The sequence below is a fragment of the Kitasatospora sp. NPDC059795 genome (genome assembly GCF_042732175.1).
GTDB lineage: Bacteria > Actinomycetota > Actinomycetes > Streptomycetales > Streptomycetaceae > Kitasatospora.
The window spans coordinates 164,437-188,340 of the sequence record NZ_JBHWID010000010.1 but is presented as its reverse complement, the minus strand read 5'-3'; the positions used below and the strand labels follow the sequence as shown (position 1 = coordinate 188,340).

Genomic DNA, 23,904 nt, shown 5'->3' with positions numbered 1-23,904 from the left:
AGGGGGCCGGCTGGAGGTTCTGGGGGCCGGGCGTGGTGCGACCGCCGGACGGACACCGGGGTGCGGCATGGGCAGGGGCCCGGGGGATGCGCCTGGCGCAGCCCGTCCGAGCCCCTTCCGTGAGATGTGTCAGACCGCTGCGCCGCCCGACTGGCGGGCGGCGCGGGTGGCAGGGGGTCAGCCCTGCGGCGGGGTGGTCGGAACCTTGGTGGCGCCGCCGGTGATCTGCTGGGTGGCGGCGTCCAGCTTGGCCTTGATGTCCTCGATGAAGCCACCGGTGGCGGCCAGCGACACGCCGCCGTCCTTCAGGTCGAAGTTCTTCACGCCGCCCTGGTCGGTGCCGTCCTTGGTGGACTTGACGTAGCTGAACACGGCGGTGTCCACGTTCTTCACCATCGAGGTGAGGATGTGGTCCTTGTACTTCGACAGGGCCGGCAGGTTGGCCTGGTCGGAGTCGACGCCGATGGCCCACTTGTTGCCCGGGGCGGTGGCGACGGCCTCGATGGCGCCGGAGCCGGAGGAGCCGGCGGCGGAGTAGATGACGTCCGCGCCCTTGTCGAGCTGGCCCTGAGCGGCCTGCTTGCCCTTGCCCGGGTCGGCGAAGCCGGTGTTGTCCGGCGGGGTGGAGAGGTAGGTGACCTCGACCGCGATGTTCGAGTCGACGGACTTGGCGCCCGCGACGTAGCCGGCCTCGAACTTCTTGATCAGCTCGGACTGGACGCCGCCGATGAAGCCGACGTGCTTGGTCTTCGACTTGTTGGCCGCGGCCACGCCCGCCAGGTAGGAGCCCTGCTCCTCGGAGAAGGTCAGCGAGGTGACGTTCTTCGGCTGCTCCGGCGAGAAGGAGTCGATGATCGCGAACTTGACGTTCGGGTTGTCCTTCGCGACCTTGTTGACCGCGTCCTGGTAGATGAAGCCGACCGCGATGACCGGGTTGAAGCCACCGGTGACCAGCGACTTCAGGCGCTGCTCCTTGTCGCCCTCGGACTCACCGGACTTGGCCTCGGCCTCGTTGATGGTGGCGCCCAGCTCGGACTTGGCCTTGTCCAGACCACGCGCGGCCGAGTCGTTGAAGGACTGGTCGCCACGGCCGCCGATGTCGTAGGCCATGCCGACCTTGAGACCGGAGCCGCCACCGGCGCCGGCGGAGGTGGTGTTGTCGGTGCTCTTTGCGCCGCAGGCGGCGAGCGAGGCGATGCCCAGGGAACCCGAGAGCACGGCCGCGGCGAGCTTGAGTGAACGGCGCAAGGGAGTTTCTCCTTCTCACACACCCGTATGGCGTGGTCGAGCGCCACCGTAACGCGCGTAGAACACGGTTGTGTTACGGCCTGCACGGCCCTCGGGGTTGTTATCAAAATGTGGTCGTACGCCCGGGCAAATCCGGACATAGCCGCACACTTGTTCAACTCCCGTTCCGCTACTGGCTGGTAGCGCGCCACCACGGTACGCCTCCGGGCCGGAGCCCGGAAGGTGCCGCGCCGCACCCCGGCAGGGGGGCCCGAAGCCCCCCGTCGCGATCAGATCCGGGCGTGCTCCAGCGCCAGCGAGGCGAAGAGTTCGACGCCGATGGCGATCGCCCGCTCGTCCGCGTCGAAGTCGCCCTGGTGGAGGTCCCGGACGCCCTTCTCGTCGGGGCCGCGCACGCCGAGGCGGGCCAGCGCGCCCGGCGCGTGCTCCAGGTACCAGGAGAAGTCCTCGCCGCCCAGGCTCTGCTCGGTCGGCTCCACCACCGGGCCGCGGCCCTCGGCGAACCGGTCGGTCATCGCACGTTCGAACTGCTCGATCGAGTCGGCCTCGTTGACCACCGGCGGGACGCCCCGGTGGTAGTCCAGCGTCCACTTGGCGCGGTGCGTCTCGGCGAGGTGCGCCACCAGGTCCTCCAGCACCTCGGGGGCCTGCCGCCAGCCCGCCAGCTCCAGGCAGCGGACGGTGCCCTCCAGCTCGGCGTGCTGCGGGATGACGTTCGGCGCGGAGCCGGCCGCGATCCGCCCCCACACCAGCGAGACGCCCCAGCGCGGGTCCATCCGGCGGGCCAGCCCGGACGGCGTCTCGGCGGCCAGCTTGGCGACCGCGGTGACCAGGTCGGTGGTCAGGTGCGGACGGGCGGTGTGCCCGCCCGGGCCGTCCACGCTGATCATCACCTTGTCGCAGGCCGAGGTGATCGCCCCGACCTTCAGCCCGATCCGGCCGACCTGCACCTTGGGGTCGCAGTGCACCGCGAAGATCCGCCCGACGCCCTCCATGCCGCCGGCCGCGATCACGTCCAGCGCGCCGCCGGGCATCATCTCCTCGGCCGGCTGGAAGATCAGCCGCACCGGCCGGGACAGCTGCCCGGCCTCCATCGCCTCGGCCAGCACCAGCCCGGTGCCCAGCACCACCGCGGTGTGCACGTCGTGCCCGCAGGCGTGCGCCCGGCCGGGCAGCGTGGAGCGGTACGGGACGTCCGTCTTGGCGTCGTCGATCGGCAGCGCGTCGATGTCGGCGCGGAACGCCAGCAGCGGGGTGCCCGGCACCGTGCCCGGCGGGACGAGGTCCACCAGCAGACCGGTGCCGCCCGGGAGCACCCGCGGCTCCAGCCCGGCGGCGACCAGTCGTTCACGCAGCAGCCGGGTGGTGCGGAACTCCTGCCGACCGAGCTCCGGGTGCCGGTGGAGGTCACGGCGCAGGTCGATCAACTCGGCCTGGTGGGCCGCTACTCGGGCGCGGAGGCCGGCGAGCGGGCGGACGGCGGTGACGGTGGCCGCGGCTGCGGGCTGAGGATCGTTCACCAGGCCAAGAGTAGGCCGGTAAGAGGCTTTTGGCCCCTCTTCCGCGAAAGTTTTCACCGTTTGGATGCATACCTCAAAACCCTGGTGGGTATGGCTCCCTGATTCGGCTCGCCCCTGTGCACGGCTCCCTTCGTATGCAACGACCTGCACCGGCCGCCGGACACGCCGCAGGCCCGCCGCCGGGCCCCCGGCCAACCCTTCCCCCCGATCGGGTCATGGCCCAGTAAAGCTTTCGGACGCACTCTTGAGCGGCGCACATCAGTCCGAATAGACAGCTTTCGCACAGTCAACTCCGGTGCCGCAGTGGGGTGGGACCGTCCGCCTGCGGCGCGCCTCGTCACGCCCTCACGAAGGGCCGTTGACGCTCCATCGAACCGAGAAGGGGGGACCGACGTGCCCATCGCGCGCAATCGGCTCGCCAAGAGCATCGCGCCCGCCACCGTCGCGGCCGCACTGATCCTCACCACCCTCGGCGCGGCCGTTCCGGCCTTCGCCGCCACCCCCGTGGGCGACACCGCCCGCACCCTGCCGGGCACCCACCCGGAGTGGGCCACCCCGCAGGCCGACGCGGGCGCGGCCGACGCCGCCGCCCCGGCGACCGTCCGGATCTACCTGGCCGGCCGCGACGCGAGCGGCCTCGCCGCCCTCGCCCAGGCCGTCTCCGACCCCAACTCGGCCTCCTACGGCCAGTTCCTGTCGTCCGCGCAGGCCCAGGCGAAGTTCGGCGCCACCCCCGAGCAGGTCAAGGCCGTCACCGACTGGGTGTCCGGCGCGGGCCTCACGGTCTCCGCCAGCAACGCCCACTACGTGCAGGTCGCCGGCTCCACCGCCGCGATGGCCAAGGCCTTCGGCATCGGCTTCCACAACTACCGCACCGCGGACGGCACCCACCGGGCGCCGACCAGCGACGCCAAGCTCCCGGCCTCCGTCTCGGGCGCCGTCCTCGCGGTCTCCGGCCTGGCCGACGCGATCCACAAGAACAGCTCCTCCGCCACCTCCGTCCGCGAGGCCGAGAAGAGCGCCAACGCCAAGCCGGCCGGCCCGGACAAGAAGGACCCGGCGACCCTGCCGACCGTCCCGACCTGTTCCGAGGACGGCTACGGCTCGAAGATCGCCAAGGGCGCGCCCGAGGGCTACGAGAAGAACGACCCGTTCGCCCCCTGCTCCTACCTCCCGTCCCAGCTCCGCAAGGCCTACGGCGTCACCGACGCCAAGGTCGGCGGCAAGGGCGCCCGCGTCGCCGTCATCGACGCGTACGGCCTGTCCACCATGGAGCAGGACGCCAACCACTTCTCCGCCCTGCACGGCGACCAGCCGTTCAAGACCGGCCAGTACACCGAGTACGTCACCCCGGACAAGTGGACCCACCAGGACGAGTGCGGCGGCCCCGCCGGCTGGGCCGGCGAGGAAGCCCTCGACGTCGAGATGGTGCACGGCCTCGCGCCGGACGCCGATGTCGTCTACGTCGGCGGCAACTCCTGCTACGACGAGGACCTCTACGACGCCATGGCCAAGGTCGTGGACGGGCACCTCGCCGACATCGTCTCCAACTCGTGGGGCGAGATCATGCACGGCAAGTCCGGCGACATCGACCCCGCAGTGGTGGCCGCCGACAACCAGATCTTCCAGCTGGGCGCCCTCACCGGCATCGGCTTCACCTTCTCCTCCGGCGACTGCGGCGACGACTCCCCGGGTGCGGCCGCCACCGGCGTCAACTGCGAGGCCGACACCAACCAGGCCCAGGCCCAGTGGCCGTCCTCCTCCCCGTGGGTCACCTCGGTCGGCGGCACCGCCCTCGAACTCGGCGACAAGTCCGGCAAGTACGGCCACGAGGTCTCCATGGGCGACCTGCGCTCGGTGCTCTCCGCCGACCAGAAGTCCTGGAGCCCGATGCCGGGCGCCTTCTACTTCGGCGGCGGCGGCGGTGTCTCCAAGGACTTCGCGCAGCCGTGGTACCAGCGGGGCGTCGTCCCGGACAGCATCAGCAAGACCGCTGCCGACGGCACCAAGTCCAAGACCCCGCTGCGCGCCACCCCGGACATCGCGATGAGCGGTGACCTGGTCGCCGCCACCCTGGTCGGCTTCACCGCCGAGGGCGGCTACAGCGAGGGCGGCTACGGCGGCACCTCGGTCTCCGCCCCGGAGACCGCGGCCATGTTCGCCAACGCCATCGAGACCCGCGGCGGCCGCGCCCTCGGCTTCGCCAACCCGGCCCTGTACGACCGCGCCGACACCAACGCCTTCCACGACGTGGACGACAACGCCGTCAACACCAAGCGCGGCAACGTCGTCGACCTCGGCGTCGTCTCCGGCTCCCTCCGCGTCCGGCTCTACAAGATCGGCGCCGACTACGGCCTCTCGGCCTCCAGCGGCTACGACACGGCGACCGGCCTGGGCTCCCCGGGCAAGGGCTTCTTCAAGTCCTTCGCCATCAAGAAGAAGTAACCCGCAGAACGCAGTCGAGGGGTGCCGGGAAGTTCTCCCGGCACCCCTCTTCCGCATCTCGACCCCGCGCCCCGTCAGGGGCGCGGGGTCGCACTCAGAAGCGGTCCACCGGCGTGTAGGTGCCCCACACGCCGCGCAGCGCGTCGCACACCTCGCCCACGGTCGCCCGGGCCGCCAGCGCCTCCTTCATCGGGTACAGCACGTTGTCCGTCCCCTCCGCCGCCTTGCGCAGCGAGGTGAGCGCGCGGTCGACGGCGGACGAGTCCCGGTCGGAGCGCAGGCGCTTGAGCCGTTCCGCCTGCTGCGCCTCGATCGCCGGGTCGACCCGGAGCGGCTCGTACGGCTCCTCCTCGGCGAGTTGGAAGCGGTTGACGCCGACCACGGTCCGCGTGCCGGAGTCCTGCTCCTGCTGGATGCGGTACGCGGTGCGCTCGATCTCGCTCTTCTGGTAGCCCTGCTCGATCGCCGCGACCGCGCCGCCCATGTCCTCGATCTTGGCCATCAACTCCAGCGCGGCGTCCTCCAGTTCGTCCGTCATCGCCTCGACCACGTAGGAGCCCGCGAACGGGTCGACGGTCGCGGTGATGTCGGTCTCGAAGGCCAGCACCTGCTGGGTGCGCAGCGCGAGCCGCGCGGACTTCTCGGTCGGGAGCGCGATCGCCTCGTCGAAGGAGTTGGTGTGCAGCGACTGCGTCCCGCCGAGGACGGCGGCCAGCGCCTGCACCGAGACCCGGACCAGGTTGACCTCGGGCTGCTGGGCGGTGAGCTGGACGCCCGCGGTCTGGGTGTGGAAGCGCAGCATCTGCGACTTCGGGTTCTTCGCGCCGAACTCCTCCTTCATCACCCGGGCCCAGATCCGGCGCGCGGCACGGAACTTGGCGACCTCCTCCAGCAGCGTGGTGCGGGAGACGAAGAAGAAGGAGAGCCGCGGCGCGAAGTCGTCGACGTCCATGCCGGCGGCGACCGCGGTGCGCACGTACTCGATGCCGTTGGCGAGGGTGAAGGCGATCTCCTGCGCGGGGTTCGCCCCGGCCTCGGCCATGTGGTAGCCGGAGATGGAGATGGTGTTCCACTTGGGGATCTCGGCCCGGCAGTACTGGAAGACGTCGGCGATCAGCCGCAGCGAGGGCTTGGGCGGGAAGATGTAGGTGCCGCGGGCGATGTACTCCTTGAGCACGTCGTTCTGGATGGTGCCGGTGAGCTTGTTCGACGGCACGCCCTGGGCCTCGCCGACCAACTGGTAGAGCAGCAGCAGCAGCGAGCCGGGCGCGTTGATGGTCATCGAGGTGGAGACCTCGCCGAGCGGGATGCCGCCGAACAGGACGCTCATGTCCTCGACGCTGTCGACGGCGACGCCGACCTTGCCGACCTCGCCGGAGGAGATCGCGGCGTCGGAGTCGTATCCCATCTGGGTGGGCAGGTCGAAGGCGACGGACAGGCCCATGGTGCCGTTGGCGATGAGCTGCTTGTAGCGGGCGTTGGACTCGGCGGCGGTGCCGAAGCCGGCGTACTGGCGCATCGTCCACGGCTTGCCGGTGTACATGGTCGGATAGACGCCGCGGGTGAAGGGGTACTGGCCGGGGGTGCCGAGTCGGCTCGCGGCGTCGAAGCCGGCCAGGGTCTCGGGGCCGTACACCGGCTCGATCGGCAGGCCCGACTCGGTGCGGCGGGGCTCGGCTGCCATGGATGTCCTCCGCGGAAGGTGGTGAGGGATCGACGCCGGCTGACGGCACGGCTGGATACGCAATGTAGCCGCGCCCCTCACGGGCAGACAGATGCCACGGCTGGGAGCTTGCTCACAACACCCGCGAACCGTTCCTTGGGATGATCCGGGATGATCCCCCTGCACCGAACACCAGGCCGAGACAAGAGGAGTGGGACATGAGCGAGCAGAAGGTGGCGGTGGTCACCGGCGCCAGCAGCGGCATCGGGGCGGCCACCGCCCGCCGGCTGGCGGCGGACGGCTTCCAGGTGGTGCTGACGGCCCGCCGCACCGAGCGGATCGAGGAGCTGGCGAAGGAGCTCGGCGGCCGCGCCCACACCCTGGACGTCACCGACCGGGCCGCGGTGGACGCGTTCGCCGCCGAGGTCGGCCGGGTGGACGTGCTGGTGAACAACGCGGGCGGCGCGCTCGGCGCGGAGAGCGTCGAGGCCGGCGACCCCGAGGACTGGCGCACCATGTTCGAGGTCAACGTGCTGGGCGTGCTGCACCTGACCCAGGCGCTGCTGCCGGCGCTGCGCGCCACCGGCGACGGCACCGTGCTGATCATGTCCTCGACGGCGGCGCTGGCCGCGTACGAGGGCGGCGGCGGGTACGTGGCGGCCAAGCACGCCGTCCACTCGGTGGCGCAGACCCTCCGCCTCGAACTCGTGGGCGAGCCGATCCGGGTGATCGAGATCGCCCCCGGCATGGTGAAGTCCGAGGGTTTCGCGCTGACCCGCTTCCGCGGTGACCGGGCGAAGGCGGACGCGGTGTACGCGGGCGTCGACGAGCCGCTCACCTCCGAGGACATCGCCGACACGGTGTCCTGGGCGGTGACCCGTCCGGCGCACGTCAACATCGATCTGCTGGTCGTCCGGCCGCGGGCGCAGGCCGCCAACCACAAGGTGCACCGCACCAACTGACCGGTTCCGCGTGAACGGGGACGGCGGCGGGTCACAACTTGATAGCTCGATCGGATGAAATCGGCTCGCCGCCTCCCCAACTGATGAACCCTCAACTACCGTGGAGGCGCTGCCCCGCCGAGCCCTATCGGCTCCGCGCGGGGGCGCCGCCACACCCTCTCTGTCTCTGCAGCATCCCCCCTTCCCGCCCTCACGAGGAGGATCCGCTGACCAGCGACATCCCGCCGCAGCGTCTGGACGTGCGGACGGATCCGTCCCTCCTGGGACTCCACCGGTTCAACGAGGCCGACTCCGGCGCGGTCGAGGAGGCGCTGCTCGCCTGCTGCGGCAGCCACCGCTGGGCCCTGCGCCTGACCGCCCACCGCCCCTACCCCGACATCGGCTCGCTGCTGGCGGCCGCCAGCGAGGCCAGCTACGACCTGCGCCCGGCGGACCTCGCGGAGGCGCTGGCCGACGAGAGCTGGATGCCGCAGCCGCTGGTCGGCATGCGCGCGCCCGGCAGCCAGGCCGCGCACACCGCACTGCGGGCCGCGCACGCCGCGTACGAGGCACGTTTCGGCCATGTCTTCGTGGTCTGCCTGGAAGGCGTGGACCACGAGGAGATGCTGGACGCGGTGCTGACCTCGATCCGCACCCGGCTGGCCAACGACCCGGACGAGGAACGCCTCATCTCCGCCGAGGAGTTGCGTCGCATCGCACTGACCCGCCTGGAACACCTGGTGGCCGTCCGGAGCTGAGCTCCGGGCGGCCGCCCCGCAGTGTGATCGGATGTCCGCGAAGCACGAGAGTTCCCGTTCCGATTAGCCCGTGCGTGCCTGATTGATCACAGCAGGGCCCCCGGAGGACGGAGGGGCCCGGCGCGTCGATAGGATGCTCGCGGCCGGTGGACCGTATCCGGCCGGGCTGACCGACACGAAGCCGGCCGAGCCCCCGATCCGCTTCCGGAGGGTTTTCCGTGCCGGCTGGAACGCTGTACCGCGGCCGGGAAGGCATGTGGAGCTGGGTGGCTCACCGAGTCACCGGCGTCCTGATCTTCTTCTTCCTGTTCGCACATGTCCTGGACACCGCCCTGGTGCGGGTGTCGCCCGAGGCGTACGACTCGGTGATCGCCACCTACAAGTTCTGGCTGGTGAACCTGATGGAGTACGGCCTCGTGGCCGCCATCCTGTTCCACGCCCTGAACGGCCTGCGCGTCGTGGCGGTGGACTTCTGGGCCAAGGGCCCGAAGTACCAGAAGCAGATGCTGTGGACTGTCGTCGGCATCTGGGTCGTCCTGATGGGCGGCGCCTTCTACCCCGTTCTGCAGCACACCCTTCGCACCTGGTTCGGGGGCTGATCCGGCATGTCGACTGAGATCAAGGACCTGGTGGTCCCCTCGCTGCAGGCCCACACGGGCCAGGGCCTGGGCACCGGCAACCCTGCCGACGCCTTCGTCGTGGAGCCCGCCCGGGCTCGCACGAAGAAGACCCCGCGCCGCACCCGCACCAACTTCGAGATGCTCGCCTGGCTGTTCATGCGCCTGTCGGGTGTCGTCCTGGTGGTGCTGGTCCTCGGCCACCTGCTGATCAACCTGATGCTGGACGGCGGCGTCTCGAAGATCAGCTTCGCCTTCGTGGCGGGCCGTTGGGCCTCCCCGTTCTGGCAGATGTGGGACCTGCTGATGCTGTGGCTGGCGATGCTGCACGGCTCGAACGGCATGCGCACCGTCATCAACGACTACGCGGAGAAGGACGCCACTCGCATGTGGCTGAAGGGTCTCCTGGCTGTCGCGACCATCTTCACGGTGGTCCTCGGCACCCTGGTGATCTTCACCTTCGACCCGAACATCTGACGAGCCACCAGAGGCGACTGACCCCATGCAGATTCACCAGTACGACACCGTCATCGTCGGCGCCGGCGGCGCCGGCATGCGCGCGGCCATCGAGTCGACGCAGCGCAGCCGCACCGCGGTCCTGACCAAGCTCTACCCGACCCGGTCGCACACCGGCGCGGCGCAGGGCGGCATGTGTGCCGCGCTCGCCAACGTCGAGGAGGACAACTGGGAGTGGCACACCTTCGACACGGTCAAGGGCGGTGACTACCTGGTCGACCAGGACGCCGCCGAGATCATGTGCAAGGAGGCCATCGACGCGGTCCTCGACCTGGAGAAGATGGGTCTCCCCTTCTCCCGCACCGACCAGGGCCGGATCGACCAGCGCCGCTTCGGCGGCCACTCCCGCAACCACGGCGAGGCCCCGGTCCGCCGGTCCTGCTACGCCGCGGACCGCACCGGCCACATGATCCTGCAGACGCTGTTCCAGAACTGCGTCAAGCACGGTGTCGAGTTCTTCAACGAGTTCTACGTCCTCGACCTGCTGATCAACGAGGGCAAGACCGCCGGCGTGGTGGCGTACGAGCTCGCCACCGGCGAGATCCACGTCTTCCAGGCCAAGGCCGTGGTGTTCGCCTCCGGCGGCACCGGCAAGATGTTCAAGGTCACCTCGAACGCGCACACCCTGACCGGTGACGGCCAGGCCGTGGCGCTGCGCCGCGGCCTGCCGCTGGAGGACATGGAGTTCTTCCAGTTCCACCCGACGGGCATCTGGCGGATGGGCATCCTGCTCACCGAGGGCGCCCGCGGCGAGGGCGGCATCCTGCGCAACAAGGACGGCGAGCGCTTCATGGAGCGCTACGCCCCCGTCATGAAGGACCTCGCGTCCCGTGACGTCTGCTCCCGCGCGATCTACTCGGAGATCCGGGCCGGCCGCGGCTGCGGCCCCGAGGGCGACCACGTCTACCTGGACCTGACGCACCTCCCGCCGGAGCAGCTGGACGCCAAGCTGCCGGACATCACCGAGTTCGCGCGCACCTACCTCGGCATCGAGCCCTACACGGACCCGATCCCGATCCAGCCCACCGCGCACTACGCGATGGGCGGCATCCCGACCAACGTCGAGGGTGAGGTCCTGAGCAACAACACCGACATCGTCCCGGGCCTGTACGCCGCGGGCGAGGTCGCGTGCGTGTCGGTGCACGGCGCCAACCGCCTGGGCACCAACTCGCTGCTGGACATCAACGTGTTCGGCCGCCGCGCGGGCATCGCCGCCGCCGCGTACGCCGACAAGCACGACTTCGTCGAGCTGCCGGCGAACCCGGGCGCGCTGGTCGAGGCGCTGGTCGAGGGCCTGCGGGAGTCCACCGGCACCGAGTCGGTCGCGGCGATCCGCCGGGAGCTGCAGGAGTCGATGGACACCAACGTGTCCGTCTACCGCACCGGCAAGACCCTGCAGCAGGCCGTCGAGGACGTCCAGGCGCTCAAGGAGCGCTTCAAGAACGTCTCGATCCAGGACAAGGGCTCGCGTTACAACACCGACCTGCTGGAGGCCGTCGAGCTGGGCAACCTGCTCGACCTGGCCGAGGTGCTGGTCGTCTCCGCGCTGGCCCGCGAGGAGTCCCGCGGCGGTCACTACCGCGAGGACTTCCCGACCCGCGACGACGTGAAGTTCATGCAGCACACGATGGCGTACCGCGAGGTGGCCGAGGACGGTTCCACCTCCATCCGCCTCGACTACAAGCCGGTCGTGCAGACCCGCTACCAGCCGATGGAGCGTAAGTACTGATGTCCACTCCGACCGTCGAGACGCACTCGGCCGCGCTGGACGCGGTCGAGGCCGGCAGCACCAAGCTGATCAACGTCACCTTTCGGATCCGCCGGTTCAACCCGGAGGAGCACCCGGACCCGGTGTGGGTGGACTACCAGCTCGAAATGGACCCGAAGGAGCGCGTCCTCGACGCGCTCAACAAGATCAAGTGGGAGCAGGACGGCACCCTCACGTACCGTCGCTCCTGCGCGCACGGCATCTGCGGTTCGGACGCCATGCGGATCAACGGGCGCAACCGGCTGGCGTGCAAGACCCTGATCAAGGACGTCGACCCGGCGAAGCCGATCACGATCGAGGCCATCAAGGGTCTCGCGGTCCTCAAGGACCTGATCGTGGACATGGACCCGTTCTTCCAGGCGTACAAGGACGTCATGCCGTTCCTGATCACCTCGGGGAACGAGCCGACCCGCGAGCGTCTGCAGTCGCAGGCCGACCGCGAGCGCTTCGACGACACCACCAAGTGCATCCTGTGCGCCGCGTGCACCTCCTCGTGCCCGGTGTTCTGGAACGACGGCCAGTACTTCGGCCCGGCGGCGATCGTCAACGCGCACCGTTTCATCTTCGACTCCCGCGACGAGGGCGCCGAGCAGCGCCTGGAGGTCCTCAACGACCGTGAGGGCGTGTGGCGTTGCCGCACCACCTTCAACTGCTCGGAGGCCTGCCCGCGTGGCATCGAGGTCACCAAGGCGATCCAGGAGGTGAAGCGCGCGCTCGTCACGCGTCGCTTCTAGTCCTGAGCCCCGAAGGGCCCGTCCGGAGTTCGCTCCGGACGGGCCCTTCGGCTTCTGCTCGGGCTTCTGCTCAGGGGGCGGGTGCGCGTCTGACGGTGGCCAGGGTGAGCAGCAGCGGGCCGAGGAACAGCGCCACCGCCATGGTCCGGTAGTCCTGGCCGGCGGCGGACGCGGTCAGCGCCAGTTGGGTGCCGAGGACGGCCGCGCCGGCCACCGGGACGAGCGCGGGCAGCCGGTGCCGCCAGGCGTACAGCAGGGCCGCCGCGAGGCCGAGGTACGCCCACAGGGCGCCGCGCCACAGCAGCCAGTCCAGCTGCGGGGCGCGCAGCAGGGTGCGGCTCCAGGCGGCGGCGGAGTGCAGGGGCCGCAGCAGGCCGTGCGAGGCCGCGGACGGCTCCGGTACCTCGGTGGCGGCGTGCGGGCCGCCGGTGCCCGCCCACACCGCCCAGGCGAGGCGGCTCCGGCAGAGCCGGGCGTCCAGCACCCGGTCCGGGTGGTCGCGCAGCAACTGCCGCCACGCGGCGGCGAGTTCGTCCTGTGCGCGGCGGGCGGCGGCGTCGTCCCAGCGCTCGGTGAGGGCGGCGGTCGCCGAGCAGTCCGCGCCGGCCGCGTCCCAGCCGGCGGCCGGGGCGAGGGCCGTCAGCGCCGGGTCCGGGCGGGTCGGGTCGCGGTGCTGGGCGAGCGCCAGGTCGGCGGCGCGCAGGGTGTGCAGGTCGCCGGTGCGGGCCGCGGGGTGGCCGAGCACGGCGAGGGCGATCGGCACGGCCAGCGCGAGGGCGGTGAGCAGCGCGAGCCGGCCGCGCACCCGGGGCAGGGCGGGCAGCAGCACCAGGGCGGCGATCAGCGCGGTGCCCACGCCGCGGGGGCCGGTCAGCGCGAGCAGCGCGATGGCCGAGAACAGTACGGCCAGATCCAGCCGTTGCGCGGGCCCGCCCCGGTGCAGCGTCCCGTCGATGCGTCGGGCGAGCAGCCGCAGGCCCGCCGCGGTGAGCAGCAACGCGCCTGCGGTGGACGGCACTTCGGGGCTGAGCGAGACCACCAGGCTGCCGGTCGGCGGCAGCGCGGCCAGCGCGACGGCCACCGGCCCCGACCACCGCCCGCGCACCCCGAACCGGGCCAGCGCCGCCGCCAGGTGCCCGAGCGCGAACGCCACCAGCACGCTCTGCGCCAGCGTCGCCCCCGCCGGGTGCAGGATCCGCACGGCGGCGTCGTACAGCGGCGCACCGCTCCGCGCGCTGCCGGTGAACGCCGGGTACCCGGCCGCCCACCACAGCAGCAGCACGGCCTGGCAGGCCGCGGCCACCGCGAACGGCAGCCGCAGCCTGGACTTGGCGCGCCGGTGCCGCCGTTCCCGTTCGTGGCGCTGCGCCCACTCGGGGCGGGCGTCGCCGAGGGTGGTGCTGGTGCTCATCGCGGAGCCTCCCCCATCCCCTGCTCCCCGGCCCGGCGCCGGTCCCTCGCCGCCGGCCCGCCCGGGAGTCGTGCCGGGCAGGCTAGCAGCAGGATTCAGCCACCTCCAGAGGTCCGACCGCGGACATTCCTGATGCCGGATCAGGCCAGCGGGCCGAGGTCCTTCGGGTTCACGACGCCCTTGAAGGTGATCAGGTGCCGCCCGGCGGTGACGGCGTACAGGTCGGCCTGCCCGTCCCCGTCGAGGTCGCCGGAGCTGCCCAGGGTCGGGTAGTCGGCCACCGGGAAGCTGCCGATGACGGTGCCGTCGGCGGGGTTCGCCAGGCCGGAGAAGTCGAAGCTGCCGTCGGCGAGCTTCGGCACGGCGTGCGCGCGCAGGGTGCCGGTGGCCTGCTCGCGGGACCACAGCACGAGGTTGCCGTTGGCGTCGGGGCCGGGGGCGATCAGGTCGTAGCCGTTCCACAGGCCGGTGGTGGTGAGCCGGCCGGAATCGCCGAACCGGGACGGGTCGTGCTGCAGCCACAGGTCGCCCTGCTCGACGTCCAGCAGGGTGATGCCCACCGGGCTCGCGGGGTTCACCGAGCCGAACGCCACCAGCTGCTGGACGGCCGAGAAGTCGGTGCTGTGGCCGGCCGGGCAGGCGACCGGCTGCATCGCGGTGTCGACGCAGTCGGTGGCGTGGTAGGTCAGCGACGGCGACCGGGTGCCGAGCGGCAGCCCGCCGCGGTTGACGTACTGGTAGAGGAGGCCGGAGTTGCCCGGGGAGGCGTCGCGGACGTAGATCGTGTCGGCGGACGCGCCGCCGCCGCTCCAGCCCTTGTGGGTGATCTGGAGGCCGCTCCAGCTGCCGCCCCAGGGCGCCCGCGCGGCGGGCACCACGGTGGTCGGGGTGGTGCTGCCGGCGTTGCCGCTGATCACCAGCAGGTTGCCGTTCGAGTCGGGCAGCAGGATGTCGGGCACGCCGTCGTTGTCCACGTCGCCGAGGGCCTTCGGCGGGTTGGGGTTCCAGGGGGCGAGGAAGGTGTAGACGGTCTGGGCGACCCGGCCGGTGTGGTCCAGGGCCTGCACCGAGAGGTGGTGGGTGCCCCACTCGTCCGGCTTGATCGTGACGCTCGCGGTGCCGTCGGCGGCGGCCGCGACGACGTCGGGGCCGGGGGTGCAGCCGCCCACGCCGATGACGTTGTCCAGGGCGTAGCGGAAGCAGGCCACGCCGGAACCGGCGTCCGTCGCGGAGAAGGTGAAGACGCCCGGCTGGCCGGCGAACTTGCCGCCGCCGTTCTCCGGGAAGTCGGTGGAGGTCACGGTCAGGCCGGTGGGTGCGGCGGTGTCCACGCCGAAGCGGCAGGTCTCGGTGGGCGCGCCGGAGCCCGGCGCGTACTCGGGCCAGACCTGCCAGGTGTAGCCCGGGCCGTCGGCCAGGCCGGTGACGGTGACCTGGACGGTGCCGTCGGCGGCGGTGTCGGCGGCGCCGTCGAAGACCTTCGTGCCGGTGGCGTCCCACACCTTGAAGCGGGCGGAGGGCGCGGTGGTGTGCGCGGTGAGCACCGGGTCGGCGGTGGTGACCCAGCCGGGCGTGCCGGTGGCCCAGCAGCCGTCACCGGCCAGGGCCGGCGTCGCCCGGACGCTCGGGCCGGTGACGGCGTGGCCGGGCACGGCCTGCGCGGCGGGCGCGGTGAACAGGCCCGCCGCGAGGGCGGTGGTGGCGCAGGCGGCGAGCAGCCGCGCGGAGGTGGTGCGGGACATCGGGATTCCCCCCAGGAAACGATGCGCGGACGATCGATCGATCGCCCGGCCGCGCATCCTGGCAGCCCCGCGATTCCGGCCGCAAGGGTGCGTCGGGGGTGCGTCGGGCGCTACTCCGCGACGGCCGCCCGGCGCAGGGCTCGCAGGCCGCGGACGCCGATCCAGCCGATGGCGAGGCCGAGCAGCAGGGAGGTGACGGCGAGCAGCAGGTGGACCCAGAAGAAGGCGGTGGGCTGCCCGTGGTCGCCGTTGACGAACGCCTGGCCGCCGGAGTCCTTCCAGAGGTTCTTCGCGAACGTCGTCCAGATGAAGATCGACCAGACGCCGAAGGCGGTGAGGAACCAGGAGACCGGGCGGCTGAGCTTCATGGCGGGGTCCTTCGGGGCAGACGGGTGGCCCGTCCAGTATGCGCGGCCCGCCGTTCGGAGCAGCGGGCGGTACTCGTTCGTGCGGCGGGCTGCGGCTCGGGCCGTGCGGGCGGCGGGGGCGGGTTAGCTTCCGTGAATGCAGACTGTCCGCCGGATCGTCCACGGTTCGTCCGCTGCCGCGCTGGTGCTGTTCCCGGTCGGCCTGCCGGTCGCCGTCGCGGCGGTGCCCGGTGATGCGCCGCCGCCCGCCGTGGTGGGCGGGGAACGGCTGGGTGCGCCGGGTGTGCAGGTCGCGCCGGGGCCGGGGGCGCCGCCGTTGCCGTCGAACCTGACCGGGAAGTCCTGGGTGGTGGCGGACGCGGACAGCGGCGAGGTGCTGGCGGCGTTCAACGCGCATGCGCAGCTGCCGCCCGCGTCCACGTTGAAGATGCTGTTCGCGGACACCGTGCTGCCGCGTTTCCCGGCCGACGAGGTGCACAGGGTGGGCTGGTCGGAGCTGCAGGGGATGGGCGCGGGCAGCAGTCTGGTCGGCATCAAGGAGGACCTGGACTACAAGGTCGAGGACCTGTGGCGCGGGGTGTTCCTGTCGTCCGGCAACGACGCGGTGCACGTGCTGGCGACCATGAACGGCGGGGTGGCGAAGACCGTCGCCGACATGCAGGCCCGGGCGGACCAGTTGCAGGCCCGGGACACCCACGTGGTCAGCCCGGACGGGTACGACATGGACGGGCAGGTCACCTCGGCGTACGACCTGACGCTGTTCGCCCGGGCGGGGCTGCGCAACGAGGAGTTCCGCGGGTACTGCGGGACGCGGTGGGCGCAGTTCCCGGGCGCGGTCGACAAGAACGGGCAGCGGGGCAGTTTCGGCATCGCCAACACCGACCGGCTGCTCGGCAAGTACCCGGGCCTGATCGGCGTGAAGAACGGTTACACCACCAACGCGGGGGCGACGTACACGGGCGCGGCGGTGCGCGGCGGCCGGACCATGCTGGTGACGGTGATGCACCCGGCGAGCAGCCCGAAGGTGTACGACGAGGCGGCGGCGCTGCTGGACTGGGGCTTCGCCGCGACGGGGAAGGTCACCCCGGTGGGGGCGCTGGCCGAGGACAAGGCGCCCCCGGCCGAACCCACCGCGGGCCCGGCCGAGCCGGTCGCCGGGACGCCGTCGGCCGCGCAGCCCGCCGCTCCGTCCGCGGGCGCCTCGTCGACGAAGCGGCCGACGGTCGCGGCGGACCCGGTGCGGGCCGCGCACACCGTGGCGGACGGCCCGGGCGCGGCGACCTGGTCGGCGGTCGGGCTGTGCGCGGCGGTGGCGGCGGTCGGGATGCTGCGGCTGCGCGCGCTGCGCCGCCGGGCCGCCCTGCGGGAGGCCCGGGCGGGCAGACCGGACAAGTCCTAGGAACTCACGAGGACTTGCGGGCACGCCCGGCGCTGAGTGCGCGGCGGACCGCGCGGGTGGCGACCGGGGGCATCACGTCGATGGCGACCCGGCGGGCCAGCGAGCGCTGCTGGTGGGGGCGTGCGGCCCCGGCGGAGCCGCCGGACTGGGCGTGGACCGCGGCCTCGGCGAGGCCGGCGGGCTCGTCCCAGGCGAGGCGGTGGCAGGTCTGCCCGGCGAGGTGTTCCTCGTCGAGGCGGAAGCCCTCGGCGCGCCAGTCCCGGGCGAGCAGGTCGGCGCGGACCGCCTCGGCGTCGCCCCAGGTGCCGTAGAACTTCTCGGGGGTGAGCAGCACCGGCTTCAGACCGAGGGTGAAGACCGCCTCCCAGACGGCGGCGTGCACGCCGGGGGTGTGCGGGGCGCGGTAGTCGTCGAGGGAGACGATGCCGTTGCCGGCCAGGGCGTCGCGGGCCACCAGGATGTCTCCCGCGACGTGCTCGTACAGGTGGGAGGCGTCGATGTGGACGAAGCGGCAGCTGTCGGCGGCGACCCGGCCGTCGGCGAGGACCGAGGTCGGGGCCTGGATGATCGTCGGCAGTTCGGCGTGGAACGCCCGGTAGTTGGTCTCGAAGGCGCGCCGGGTGAGGGTGGAGCGGTAGGACATCGTCATCTCGGCGGAGTTGTCGTCGTCCGGGGCGTCCATGTCGAACAGGTCGCAGACGGTGAAGGTCTCGCCGGGGCGCAGGTGGTCGCCGAGCAGGATCGCGGAGCGGCCCAGGTAGGCGCCCATCTCCAGCAGGTCGCCGGTGACGCCGGCGGCGCTCTGGCGGTCGAGCAGCCATGCGAAGACCTCGCGGTCGACGCGGAAGAACCATCCCGGGACGTCGTCGGGGGTGGCTGGTACGGGCGGCGCGGCGGTGGTGTCGGTGACGGACACGCGGCCTCCAGAGATGCTGGCCGGCGCTGGGGGCGCCGGCGAGACGGTCGGCCGAGGGACAGCCGAGCAAATGAGTTGTGACCGGGATCATAGTCAGTCGTCCGAATGCCGGACAGGGGGTGGCTGTTCGGATTCGACGGCGGTCGCGAGCGCGGCCTCGGCCTGCCGGACGGCCCGCCGGCGGGCCGCCTCGGGGTCGGCGAGGGCCGTCCAGGCCGCGCTGTACATCAGCAGTCTGGCCACGAAGTTGATCCACAGCAGCAGTGCGACGGGCACCCCGAAGGCCCCGTAGACGCTGCGTCCGGCAACCGAACCCAGGTACGAGGAGAGTGCGATCTTCAACACTTCGAAGCCGACCGCGCCGATCAACGCGCCCTGCAGCAGGGTGCGTCGGCGCTGACCGCGGATCCGCGCGAACGGGCCGAGCAGATACCAGAACAGCAGCAGGTCCGCGCAGACCGCGATCAGGAATCCGAGACCGGACAGCAGCCAGCGGGCGCCCCCGCCGTCCAGGCCGAGCCGGTCGGCCAGCCGGTGCGCGAGCATGGTGGCCAGCGCGGACGCGGCCAGCGAGGCGAGGCAGACCAGGCCGAGCCCGAACAGCACCGCGCAGTCCCGCAGCTTCACCTGAACGGGGTTGCCGGCGTCGTCGGGCAGCCGCCAGACCGTGCGTACCGCGCCGCGCATGGTGTCCACCCAGCCGAGGCCGGAGACCAGCAGCAGGGCGCCGGAGACCAGGCCGACGGTGCCGGCGTTGGCGACCATCGCGTTCAGGTCGAGCGAGTCGGCGAGGCCGGGCAGCTGCTCGGCGATCTGCTCCTGGAGGTGGTGCACCCGGGAGTCGGAGAGCGTGGCCAGGGCGATCGCCAGGGCCACGGTGAGCAGCGGGAACAGCGCCAGGAACCCGAAGAAGGTGACCGCCCCGGCCAGCCGGTTGCCCTGGACCTCGGCGAAGAGCCGGTACACCAGGTAGGGGCGGCTGCGCAGCACCCGGGCCAGCAGCGGTCCGATCAGCGGCAGCCGGGCGAGGAAGTCCATCCGCCCCTGTATACCGGGCGGGCGGTGCTGCGTCCGGGTGACGCGCCGCCCGCCCGAATGCTCAGCGGCGGACGGCGCGGCGGGCCTTGGCGAGCACCCGCAGGCTCTGGAAGCCGAGGTAGCTGCCGCGGCCGAGCAGTTCGCCGCGGACGCCCTCGGGGCCGGCCGGCGGCCGGTAGCCGTCGGGGCGGTGCCGGGTGCAGTGCTCGGCGGCGCGGCGGAAGAACTCGCGGCGGTCGCCGGCGGGGACGCGTCCGGGCTTGGTGACCACGGTGGCGAGGTGGCCGAGCATCATCCGGTAGATCACCGGCCGCCAGCGGTCCAGGTCGGGGCGGGCGTCGAGGAAGGCGAACACCCGGTCGTACTGCTCGAAGACGTCGAAGTGCTTGCGGGAGGCGGTGGCGAGGATGTTGCCGCCCTCGCGGCGCTGCCGGTAGTGCACGCCGACCTGGTCGAGCAGGGTGATCGACTCGGCGGCGAGCAGCGCCGGGTACGTCCAGGGGGTGTCCTCGTAGTAGCCGGGCGGGAAGGTCAGGCCCTGCTGCTCGACGAACGCGCGCCGGTAGGCCTTGTTCCACACCACCTGGAGCAGGTCGAGCAGGTCGCGGCGCTCGTCCAGGGTGAAGGTGTCGGCGCCGGGCTTGGCGAACACGGGGGCGGAGGCGGAGCGCACCACGCGGCCGTCCCAGTAGCTGCGGGCGTAGTCGTACACCAGCAGGTCGGGGTCGCCGGTGGCGCGCAGCCGGGCGTCGGTGGCGGCGAGCAGGTCGGGGGTGAGGGTGTCGTCGCTGTCCAGGAAGATCAGGTAGTCGCCGGTGGCGAGTTCCAGTCCGGCGTTGCGGGCGAGGCCCAGGCCGACGTTCCCTTCGAGGTGACGGACCGTCACCCGGCTGTCCCGGGCGGCCGCTTCGTCGAGGATCGCGCCGCAGCCGTCGGGCGAACGGTCGTCGACGGCGATCAGTTCGAAGTCGGTGAAGGTCTGTTCCAGGACGGAGTCCAGACAGGCCGGGAGGTACTCCTCCACGGCGTGGACGGGCACGATCACACTGAACCGCGGCATCTCTTCACTCTCCTGACCTGGCCTGGCCAGGCGCAGACTAGCAAGCCCGGAGAGGTAGGATCGCGGCCGGTGCCGGTCCGGGTTCGACACATCTGCCGGGCCCACCCGGCCGCACTCCCTGAGGAAAGGCTCTGCGCTCCCGATGGCCCCCCGTCTGTCTGTCGTCGTCCCGATCTACAACGTCGAGCGCTATCTGGAGGAGTGCCTCGACTCGATCGCCGGCCAGACCTTCGACGACTTCGAATGCGTCATGGTCGACGACGGCTCCAAGGACTCCAGCGCCGACATCGCCAAGGCCTACGCCGCGAAGGACTCTCGCTTCCGGCTGGTCCAGCAGGTGAACAAGGGCCTCGGTGCGGCGCGCAACACCGGCTACCGCCACATCTCCGAGGGCACCGAGTTCCTCGCGTTCGTCGACAGCGACGACACCATGCCGCCGTCCGCGTACGAGCTGATGATCGGCACCCTGGACGAGACCGGCTCGGACTTCTGCACCGGCAACGTGCTGCGTTTCCGCGCCGTCGGCCACTACCAGTCGGGCGGTCACCGCAAGCCGTTCGCGGCGACCCGGCTGCGCACCCACATCACCGAGATCCCGGCGCTGGTCACCGACCGCACCGCGTGGAACAAGGTGTACCGCCGCTCCTTCTTCGACCGGGCGGGCGTGCTCTACCCCGAGGGCATCCTGTACGAGGACGCCCCGGTCAGCGTGCCGCACCACTACCTGGCCCGCCGGGTCGACGTGCTCGCCGAGCCGATCTACCACTGGCGCGAGCGGGAGGTCGGCGAGATGTCGATCACCCAGATGAAGACCAACCCGAAGGGCGTCATCGACCGGGTCAAGTCGATGGAGCTGGTCCGCGACTGGCTGGGCAAGCAGAGCGACCCGAAGTTCCGCAAGTACCTGCACGCCTACGACGAGAACAACCTCGTCGAGGAGATCCCGATGTTCTTCGGCTCGGTGCTGGAGGGCGACCCGGAGTACAACGCGGCCTACCTGGAGTCGGCCGGCCGCCTGCTGCGCGCGATCGGCCCGGAGCAGGTCCGCAAGCTGCGCGCCCCGCTGCGCCTCAAGTACCACCTGACCCTGCAGGGCCGGCTCGACGAGCTGATCGAGCAGCTGCGCTTCGAGAAGGAGAGCAACGGCGCCGCCCCGGTCCGCGGCCTGCTCCGCCCGTACGCGGACTACCCGTTCCTGCGCGGCGGCCGCAAGAGCGTCCCCGCGGACGTGCTGCGGCTGAACAACGCCCTGGTGATGCGCTCCCGGCTGTACGAGGCCCGCTGGGTCGGCGACAAGCTGCAGCTGACCGGGCACGCCTTCCCGGAGCACCTGGGCGCCGAGAACAAGCACGACATGCTCAAGGCACTGGTCCTGCGCGAGGCCAAGGGCCGTCGCGTGGTGGCCGTGCAGACCAAGGCCGAGTTCAGCCCGGAGGCCACCGCCAGCTCCCCGCACGACCTGTACAGCTGCGACTGGGCGGGCTTCTCCGCCACCATCGACCCGGCGCGGCTCAAGCACCGCGGCGAGTGGAAGGACGGCTCCTGGCGGGTGCTGGTGGCCGGCGCCGGCAAGGGCGGCGTCTACAAGGGCCGGGTGTCGGTCGGCTGGCACGACCGCGCCGAGTACGCGCCCGTGCACTGGGTCGAGGACGACGTCCGGGTCGTGCCGTGGTCGCGCGACAACCACCTGCTGCTGCGGGTGGAGCGGGTGCGTGCCCGGGCCGTCGCGGCGAGCGCCGAGAACGGTGCCGTCGAGCTGCGCGGCCTGGCCCGTTCCGGCGCCGACCTGGCCGGTGCGGAGCTGCGCCTGAAGCACGTCGAGTCCGAGCGCGACGTGTTCGCGCCGCTGGAGCTGGGCGTCCCGTCCGGCCGCGACCTGCCGTTCACCGCGCGGTTCCGGGTCTCCGAGCTGACCGCCGTCCGGGAGGCGTGGAACGCCCTCGACCCGACGGCCGAGAAGCGCACCCGCGACCGCTGGGACCTCGAACTCAAGCTCACCGACGGCACCGCGCTGCCCCTCGTCCTGGACGACCGCCGCGCGCCCGTCGAGCTGCACCTGCCGCTCGGCGACGGCGCCCGCACGCTGTACGCCAAGCCCTCCCCCAGCGGCTACCTGCAGCTGTGCGACCAGGTCGTGCAGCCGGTCGTCGAGGAGGTCGCCCAGGCCAAGGACGGCGAGGGCTTCGTGCTCAGCGGCTCGTTCCCGCTGCCCGGCGCCCACCGCTACGAGGTGGTGATCCAGCACGGCAAGCGCCGCGAGGAGCACGTCTACCCGGTGGAGATCGCCGACGGCCGCTTCCGGGCCGCGCTGCCCGCGCTGCCGACCGCGTCCTTCGCCGGCCTGGTCCCGCTGCACAAGGGCACCTGGACGGTGCTGTTCCGCCCGCTCGGCGCCCCCGTCGACAGCGAGTGGCCGTCCGCGACGCTCGCGGCGTCCACCTTCGACGCGCTGCCGATGGAGGTGACGGCCCGCGGCAAGCGGGTCGCGCTGGAGCGCCGCACCTTCGACAGCCTGTCGCTGGAGTCCCACGACCCGCTGTCGCCGGCCGAGCGCAGCGACTACCGGCAGCGCCTGCTGCGGGACGCCTACAAGAAGGGCCAGTACGGTCCGCTCACCGACTCCGTGCTGTACCACACCGTCCGCGAGGACTGGTGGGCAGCCGACGGCGGCCTGTACGCGGACTCGCCGCGCGCCGTGCACGAGGAGCTCGTCCGCCGCGGCCTGCCGCTGCGCCACCTGTGGACCTCCGTCGACCTGCAGGCCGAGCTGCCGCAGACCGCCGAGTGCGTCCGGCACCGCTCCCCCGAGTGGTTCGAGGCGCTGGCCACCGCCAAGTACATCGTCACCTCCACCCACCTGCCGACGTACTTCCGCCGCCGCCCCGGCCAGGTCGTCCTGCAGACCTGGCAGGGCAGCCCGCTGAAGCGGATCGGCACCGACTTCGAGAAGGTCTGGTTCACCGACGCGGGCTACCTGGAGCACCTCAAGGAGGAGGTGCCGCAGTGGAGCCTGATGGTGGCGGGCAGCCGCTGGGCCGCGCCCGTGCTGCGCCGCGCCTTCGACTTCAAGGGCCAGGTGCTGGAGAGCGGCTACCCGCGCAACGACCTGCTGTTCGCCGCCGACCGGGAGAAGACCGCCGAGCGGGTCCGCGAGCAGCTGGGCCTGCCCGAGGGCAAGCAGGTGGTGCTCTACGCGCCGACCTTCCGCGAGGACCGTCGACTGCCCGACGGCGGCTACCAGTTGAACCTGCAGCTCGACCTGGAGGCGGCCCGCGCCGCCCTCGGCGACGACCAGGTGCTGCTGGTGCGCGCCCACGAGGTGGTCCGCGGCCGGCTCCCCGAGGCCGGCAACGGCTATGTCTGGGACGTCAGCACCTACCCCGACATGGCGGAGCTGCTGCTGATCGCGGACGTTCTGGTCACCGACTACTCGTCCTCGGTGTTCGATTTCATGAACACCGGCCGCCCGGTCCTGTTCTTCACCTACGACCTGGAGCACTACCGCGACAACCTGCGCGGCTTCAGCCTCGATCTGGAGAACCGGGCGCCCGGCCCGCTGCTGTCCACCTCCGCCGAGGTGGTCGCCGCGCTCGGCGACCTGTCGCAGGTCAGCGCCGAGTACGCCGACAAGTACGCGGCATTCCGCGAGGCGTACTGCGACCTCGACGACGGCAGTGCGGCCAGTCGGGTGACGGACGCACTGCTGGCAGAAGGCAAATAACGGAGAGTAAACCGCAGGTCAAGGGACAGCCGATTCCCC

The 23,904-nt window shown here is 71.8% G+C and carries 18 protein-coding genes; 9 read left to right on the top strand and 9 right to left on the bottom strand.

What is annotated here, in order from left to right:
- Positions 1-177: 177 nt before the first annotated feature.
- Both ACFV4P_RS21780 and ACFV4P_RS21775 read right to left on the bottom strand, forming a co-directional pair.
- A complete protein-coding gene (locus tag ACFV4P_RS21780; protein ID WP_380473419.1) occupies positions 178-1,248 on the bottom strand; it encodes a BMP family protein in 1,071 nt (356 codons plus the stop codon).
- Between the two features lie 269 nt (positions 1,249-1,517).
- Entirely contained in the window at positions 1,518-2,768 is a 1,251-nt protein-coding gene (locus ACFV4P_RS21775) for an amidohydrolase (protein ID WP_380473417.1), read from the bottom strand.
- 393 nt (positions 2,769-3,161) lie between these two features.
- Here ACFV4P_RS21775 and ACFV4P_RS21770 point away from each other — a divergent pair, with 393 nt between their 5' ends.
- The gene (locus tag ACFV4P_RS21770; protein ID WP_380473415.1) at positions 3,162-5,213 is read left to right on the top strand and encodes a protease pro-enzyme activation domain-containing protein; all 2,052 of its coding nucleotides are present in this window, start codon (positions 3,162-3,164) and stop codon (positions 5,211-5,213) included.
- A gap of 94 nt (positions 5,214-5,307) precedes the next feature.
- Here ACFV4P_RS21770 and ACFV4P_RS21765 read toward each other — a convergent pair whose 3' ends face one another.
- Positions 5,308-6,897: a methylmalonyl-CoA mutase gene (locus tag ACFV4P_RS21765; protein WP_380473413.1), complete on the bottom strand. Its 1,590-nt coding sequence runs from the start codon at positions 6,895-6,897 to the stop codon at positions 5,308-5,310.
- Between the two features lie 197 nt (positions 6,898-7,094).
- Between ACFV4P_RS21765 and ACFV4P_RS21760 the strand changes: the two genes are divergently transcribed.
- The 6 genes from ACFV4P_RS21760 (at position 7,095) to ACFV4P_RS21735 (ending at position 12,210) form a co-directional block, all read left to right on the top strand.
- Positions 7,095-7,838 carry an SDR family oxidoreductase gene (locus ACFV4P_RS21760; protein WP_380473411.1) on the top strand — a complete coding sequence of 248 codons (744 nt, stop codon included), beginning with the start codon at positions 7,095-7,097 and terminating at the stop codon, positions 7,836-7,838.
- 239 nt (positions 7,839-8,077) lie between these two features.
- The gene (locus ACFV4P_RS21755; RefSeq protein WP_083646471.1) at positions 8,078-8,575 is read left to right on the top strand and encodes a 2-oxo-4-hydroxy-4-carboxy-5-ureidoimidazoline decarboxylase; all 498 of its coding nucleotides are present in this window, start codon (positions 8,078-8,080) and stop codon (positions 8,573-8,575) included.
- Between the two features lie 218 nt (positions 8,576-8,793).
- Complete coding sequence (sdhC, locus tag ACFV4P_RS21750; protein ID WP_073808082.1) at positions 8,794-9,174, top strand: succinate dehydrogenase, cytochrome b556 subunit; 381 nt, start codon at positions 8,794-8,796, stop codon at positions 9,172-9,174.
- Positions 9,175-9,180: 6 nt separating this feature from the next.
- The gene (locus tag ACFV4P_RS21745; RefSeq protein WP_073808080.1) at positions 9,181-9,669 is read left to right on the top strand and encodes a succinate dehydrogenase hydrophobic membrane anchor subunit; all 489 of its coding nucleotides are present in this window, start codon (positions 9,181-9,183) and stop codon (positions 9,667-9,669) included.
- 25 nt (positions 9,670-9,694) lie between these two features.
- Complete coding sequence (gene sdhA, locus ACFV4P_RS21740) at positions 9,695-11,437, top strand: succinate dehydrogenase flavoprotein subunit (RefSeq protein ID WP_380473408.1); 1,743 nt, start codon at positions 9,695-9,697, stop codon at positions 11,435-11,437.
- Positions 11,437-12,210, top strand: coding sequence for a succinate dehydrogenase iron-sulfur subunit (locus tag ACFV4P_RS21735; protein WP_380473406.1), 774 nt, complete (start codon positions 11,437-11,439; stop codon positions 12,208-12,210). Before sdhA ends, ACFV4P_RS21735 begins: the two co-directional genes overlap by 1 nt.
- Before the next feature lie 70 nt (positions 12,211-12,280).
- Here ACFV4P_RS21735 and ACFV4P_RS21730 read toward each other — a convergent pair whose 3' ends face one another.
- The 3 genes from ACFV4P_RS21730 to ACFV4P_RS21720 all read right to left on the bottom strand — a co-directional run bounded on the left by ACFV4P_RS21730 (position 12,281) and on the right by ACFV4P_RS21720 (position 15,731).
- Positions 12,281-13,621 (bottom strand): hypothetical protein, encoded by a 1,341-nt coding sequence (locus ACFV4P_RS21730; RefSeq protein ID WP_380473404.1) that lies wholly within the window; start codon positions 13,619-13,621, stop codon positions 12,281-12,283.
- Positions 13,622-13,761: 140 nt separating this feature from the next.
- Positions 13,762-15,363, bottom strand: coding sequence for a hypothetical protein (locus ACFV4P_RS21725; protein ID WP_380473402.1), 1,602 nt, complete (start codon positions 15,361-15,363; stop codon positions 13,762-13,764).
- 110 nt (positions 15,364-15,473) lie between these two features.
- Positions 15,474-15,731 carry an SCO4848 family membrane protein gene (locus tag ACFV4P_RS21720; protein WP_073808072.1) on the bottom strand — a complete coding sequence of 86 codons (258 nt, stop codon included), beginning with the start codon at positions 15,729-15,731 and terminating at the stop codon, positions 15,474-15,476.
- Positions 15,732-15,867: 136 nt separating this feature from the next.
- On the opposite strand from ACFV4P_RS21720, the gene ACFV4P_RS21715 reads away from it, so the two are divergent.
- Entirely contained in the window at positions 15,868-17,130 is a 1,263-nt protein-coding gene (locus ACFV4P_RS21715; protein WP_380473400.1) for a D-alanyl-D-alanine carboxypeptidase family protein, read from the top strand.
- 4 nt (positions 17,131-17,134) lie between these two features.
- On the opposite strand, the gene ACFV4P_RS21710 is transcribed toward ACFV4P_RS21715, so the two are convergent.
- The 3 genes from ACFV4P_RS21710 to ACFV4P_RS21700 all read right to left on the bottom strand — a co-directional run bounded on the left by ACFV4P_RS21710 (position 17,135) and on the right by ACFV4P_RS21700 (position 20,144).
- A complete protein-coding gene (locus ACFV4P_RS21710) occupies positions 17,135-18,046 on the bottom strand; it encodes a class I SAM-dependent methyltransferase (protein WP_380473398.1) in 912 nt (303 codons plus the stop codon).
- A 93-nt stretch (positions 18,047-18,139) separates the two neighbouring features.
- Complete coding sequence (locus tag ACFV4P_RS21705; protein WP_380473396.1) at positions 18,140-19,084, bottom strand: YihY/virulence factor BrkB family protein; 945 nt, start codon at positions 19,082-19,084, stop codon at positions 18,140-18,142.
- A 61-nt stretch (positions 19,085-19,145) separates the two neighbouring features.
- Positions 19,146-20,144, bottom strand: a complete 999-nt coding sequence (locus tag ACFV4P_RS21700) for a glycosyltransferase family 2 protein (protein WP_380473394.1) — start codon at positions 20,142-20,144, stop codon at positions 19,146-19,148.
- 142 nt (positions 20,145-20,286) lie between these two features.
- Here ACFV4P_RS21700 and ACFV4P_RS21695 point away from each other — a divergent pair, with 142 nt between their 5' ends.
- Positions 20,287-23,865, top strand: a complete 3,579-nt coding sequence (locus ACFV4P_RS21695) for a CDP-glycerol glycerophosphotransferase family protein (RefSeq protein WP_380473392.1) — start codon at positions 20,287-20,289, stop codon at positions 23,863-23,865.
- Positions 23,866-23,904: the final 39 nt, after the last annotated feature.

What these genes read in the sequence shown, in the direction of transcription:
- ACFV4P_RS21715 (WP_380473400.1), top strand. Translation starts at nt 15,868, where the DNA reads ATGCAGACTGTCCGCCGGATCGTCCACGGTTCGTCCGCTGCCGCGCTG.
- ACFV4P_RS21760 (WP_380473411.1), top strand. Translation starts at nt 7,095, where the DNA reads ATGAGCGAGCAGAAGGTGGCGGTGGTCACCGGCGCCAGCAGCGGCATC.
- ACFV4P_RS21720 (WP_073808072.1), bottom strand. Translation starts at nt 15,731, where the DNA reads ATGAAGCTCAGCCGCCCGGTCTCCTGGTTCCTCACCGCCTTCGGCGTC.
- ACFV4P_RS21700 (WP_380473394.1), bottom strand. Translation starts at nt 20,144, where the DNA reads ATGCCGCGGTTCAGTGTGATCGTGCCCGTCCACGCCGTGGAGGAGTAC.
- ACFV4P_RS21730 (WP_380473404.1), bottom strand. Translation starts at nt 13,621, where the DNA reads ATGAGCACCAGCACCACCCTCGGCGACGCCCGCCCCGAGTGGGCGCAG.
- sdhA (WP_380473408.1), top strand. Translation starts at nt 9,695, where the DNA reads ATGCAGATTCACCAGTACGACACCGTCATCGTCGGCGCCGGCGGCGCC.
- ACFV4P_RS21705 (WP_380473396.1), bottom strand. Translation starts at nt 19,084, where the DNA reads ATGGACTTCCTCGCCCGGCTGCCGCTGATCGGACCGCTGCTGGCCCGG.
- ACFV4P_RS21745 (WP_073808080.1), top strand. Translation starts at nt 9,181, where the DNA reads ATGTCGACTGAGATCAAGGACCTGGTGGTCCCCTCGCTGCAGGCCCAC.
- ACFV4P_RS21695 (WP_380473392.1), top strand. Translation starts at nt 20,287, where the DNA reads ATGGCCCCCCGTCTGTCTGTCGTCGTCCCGATCTACAACGTCGAGCGC.
- ACFV4P_RS21765 (WP_380473413.1), bottom strand. Translation starts at nt 6,897, where the DNA reads ATGGCAGCCGAGCCCCGCCGCACCGAGTCGGGCCTGCCGATCGAGCCG.
- ACFV4P_RS21735 (WP_380473406.1), top strand. Translation starts at nt 11,437, where the DNA reads ATGTCCACTCCGACCGTCGAGACGCACTCGGCCGCGCTGGACGCGGTC.
- ACFV4P_RS21725 (WP_380473402.1), bottom strand. Translation starts at nt 15,363, where the DNA reads ATGTCCCGCACCACCTCCGCGCGGCTGCTCGCCGCCTGCGCCACCACC.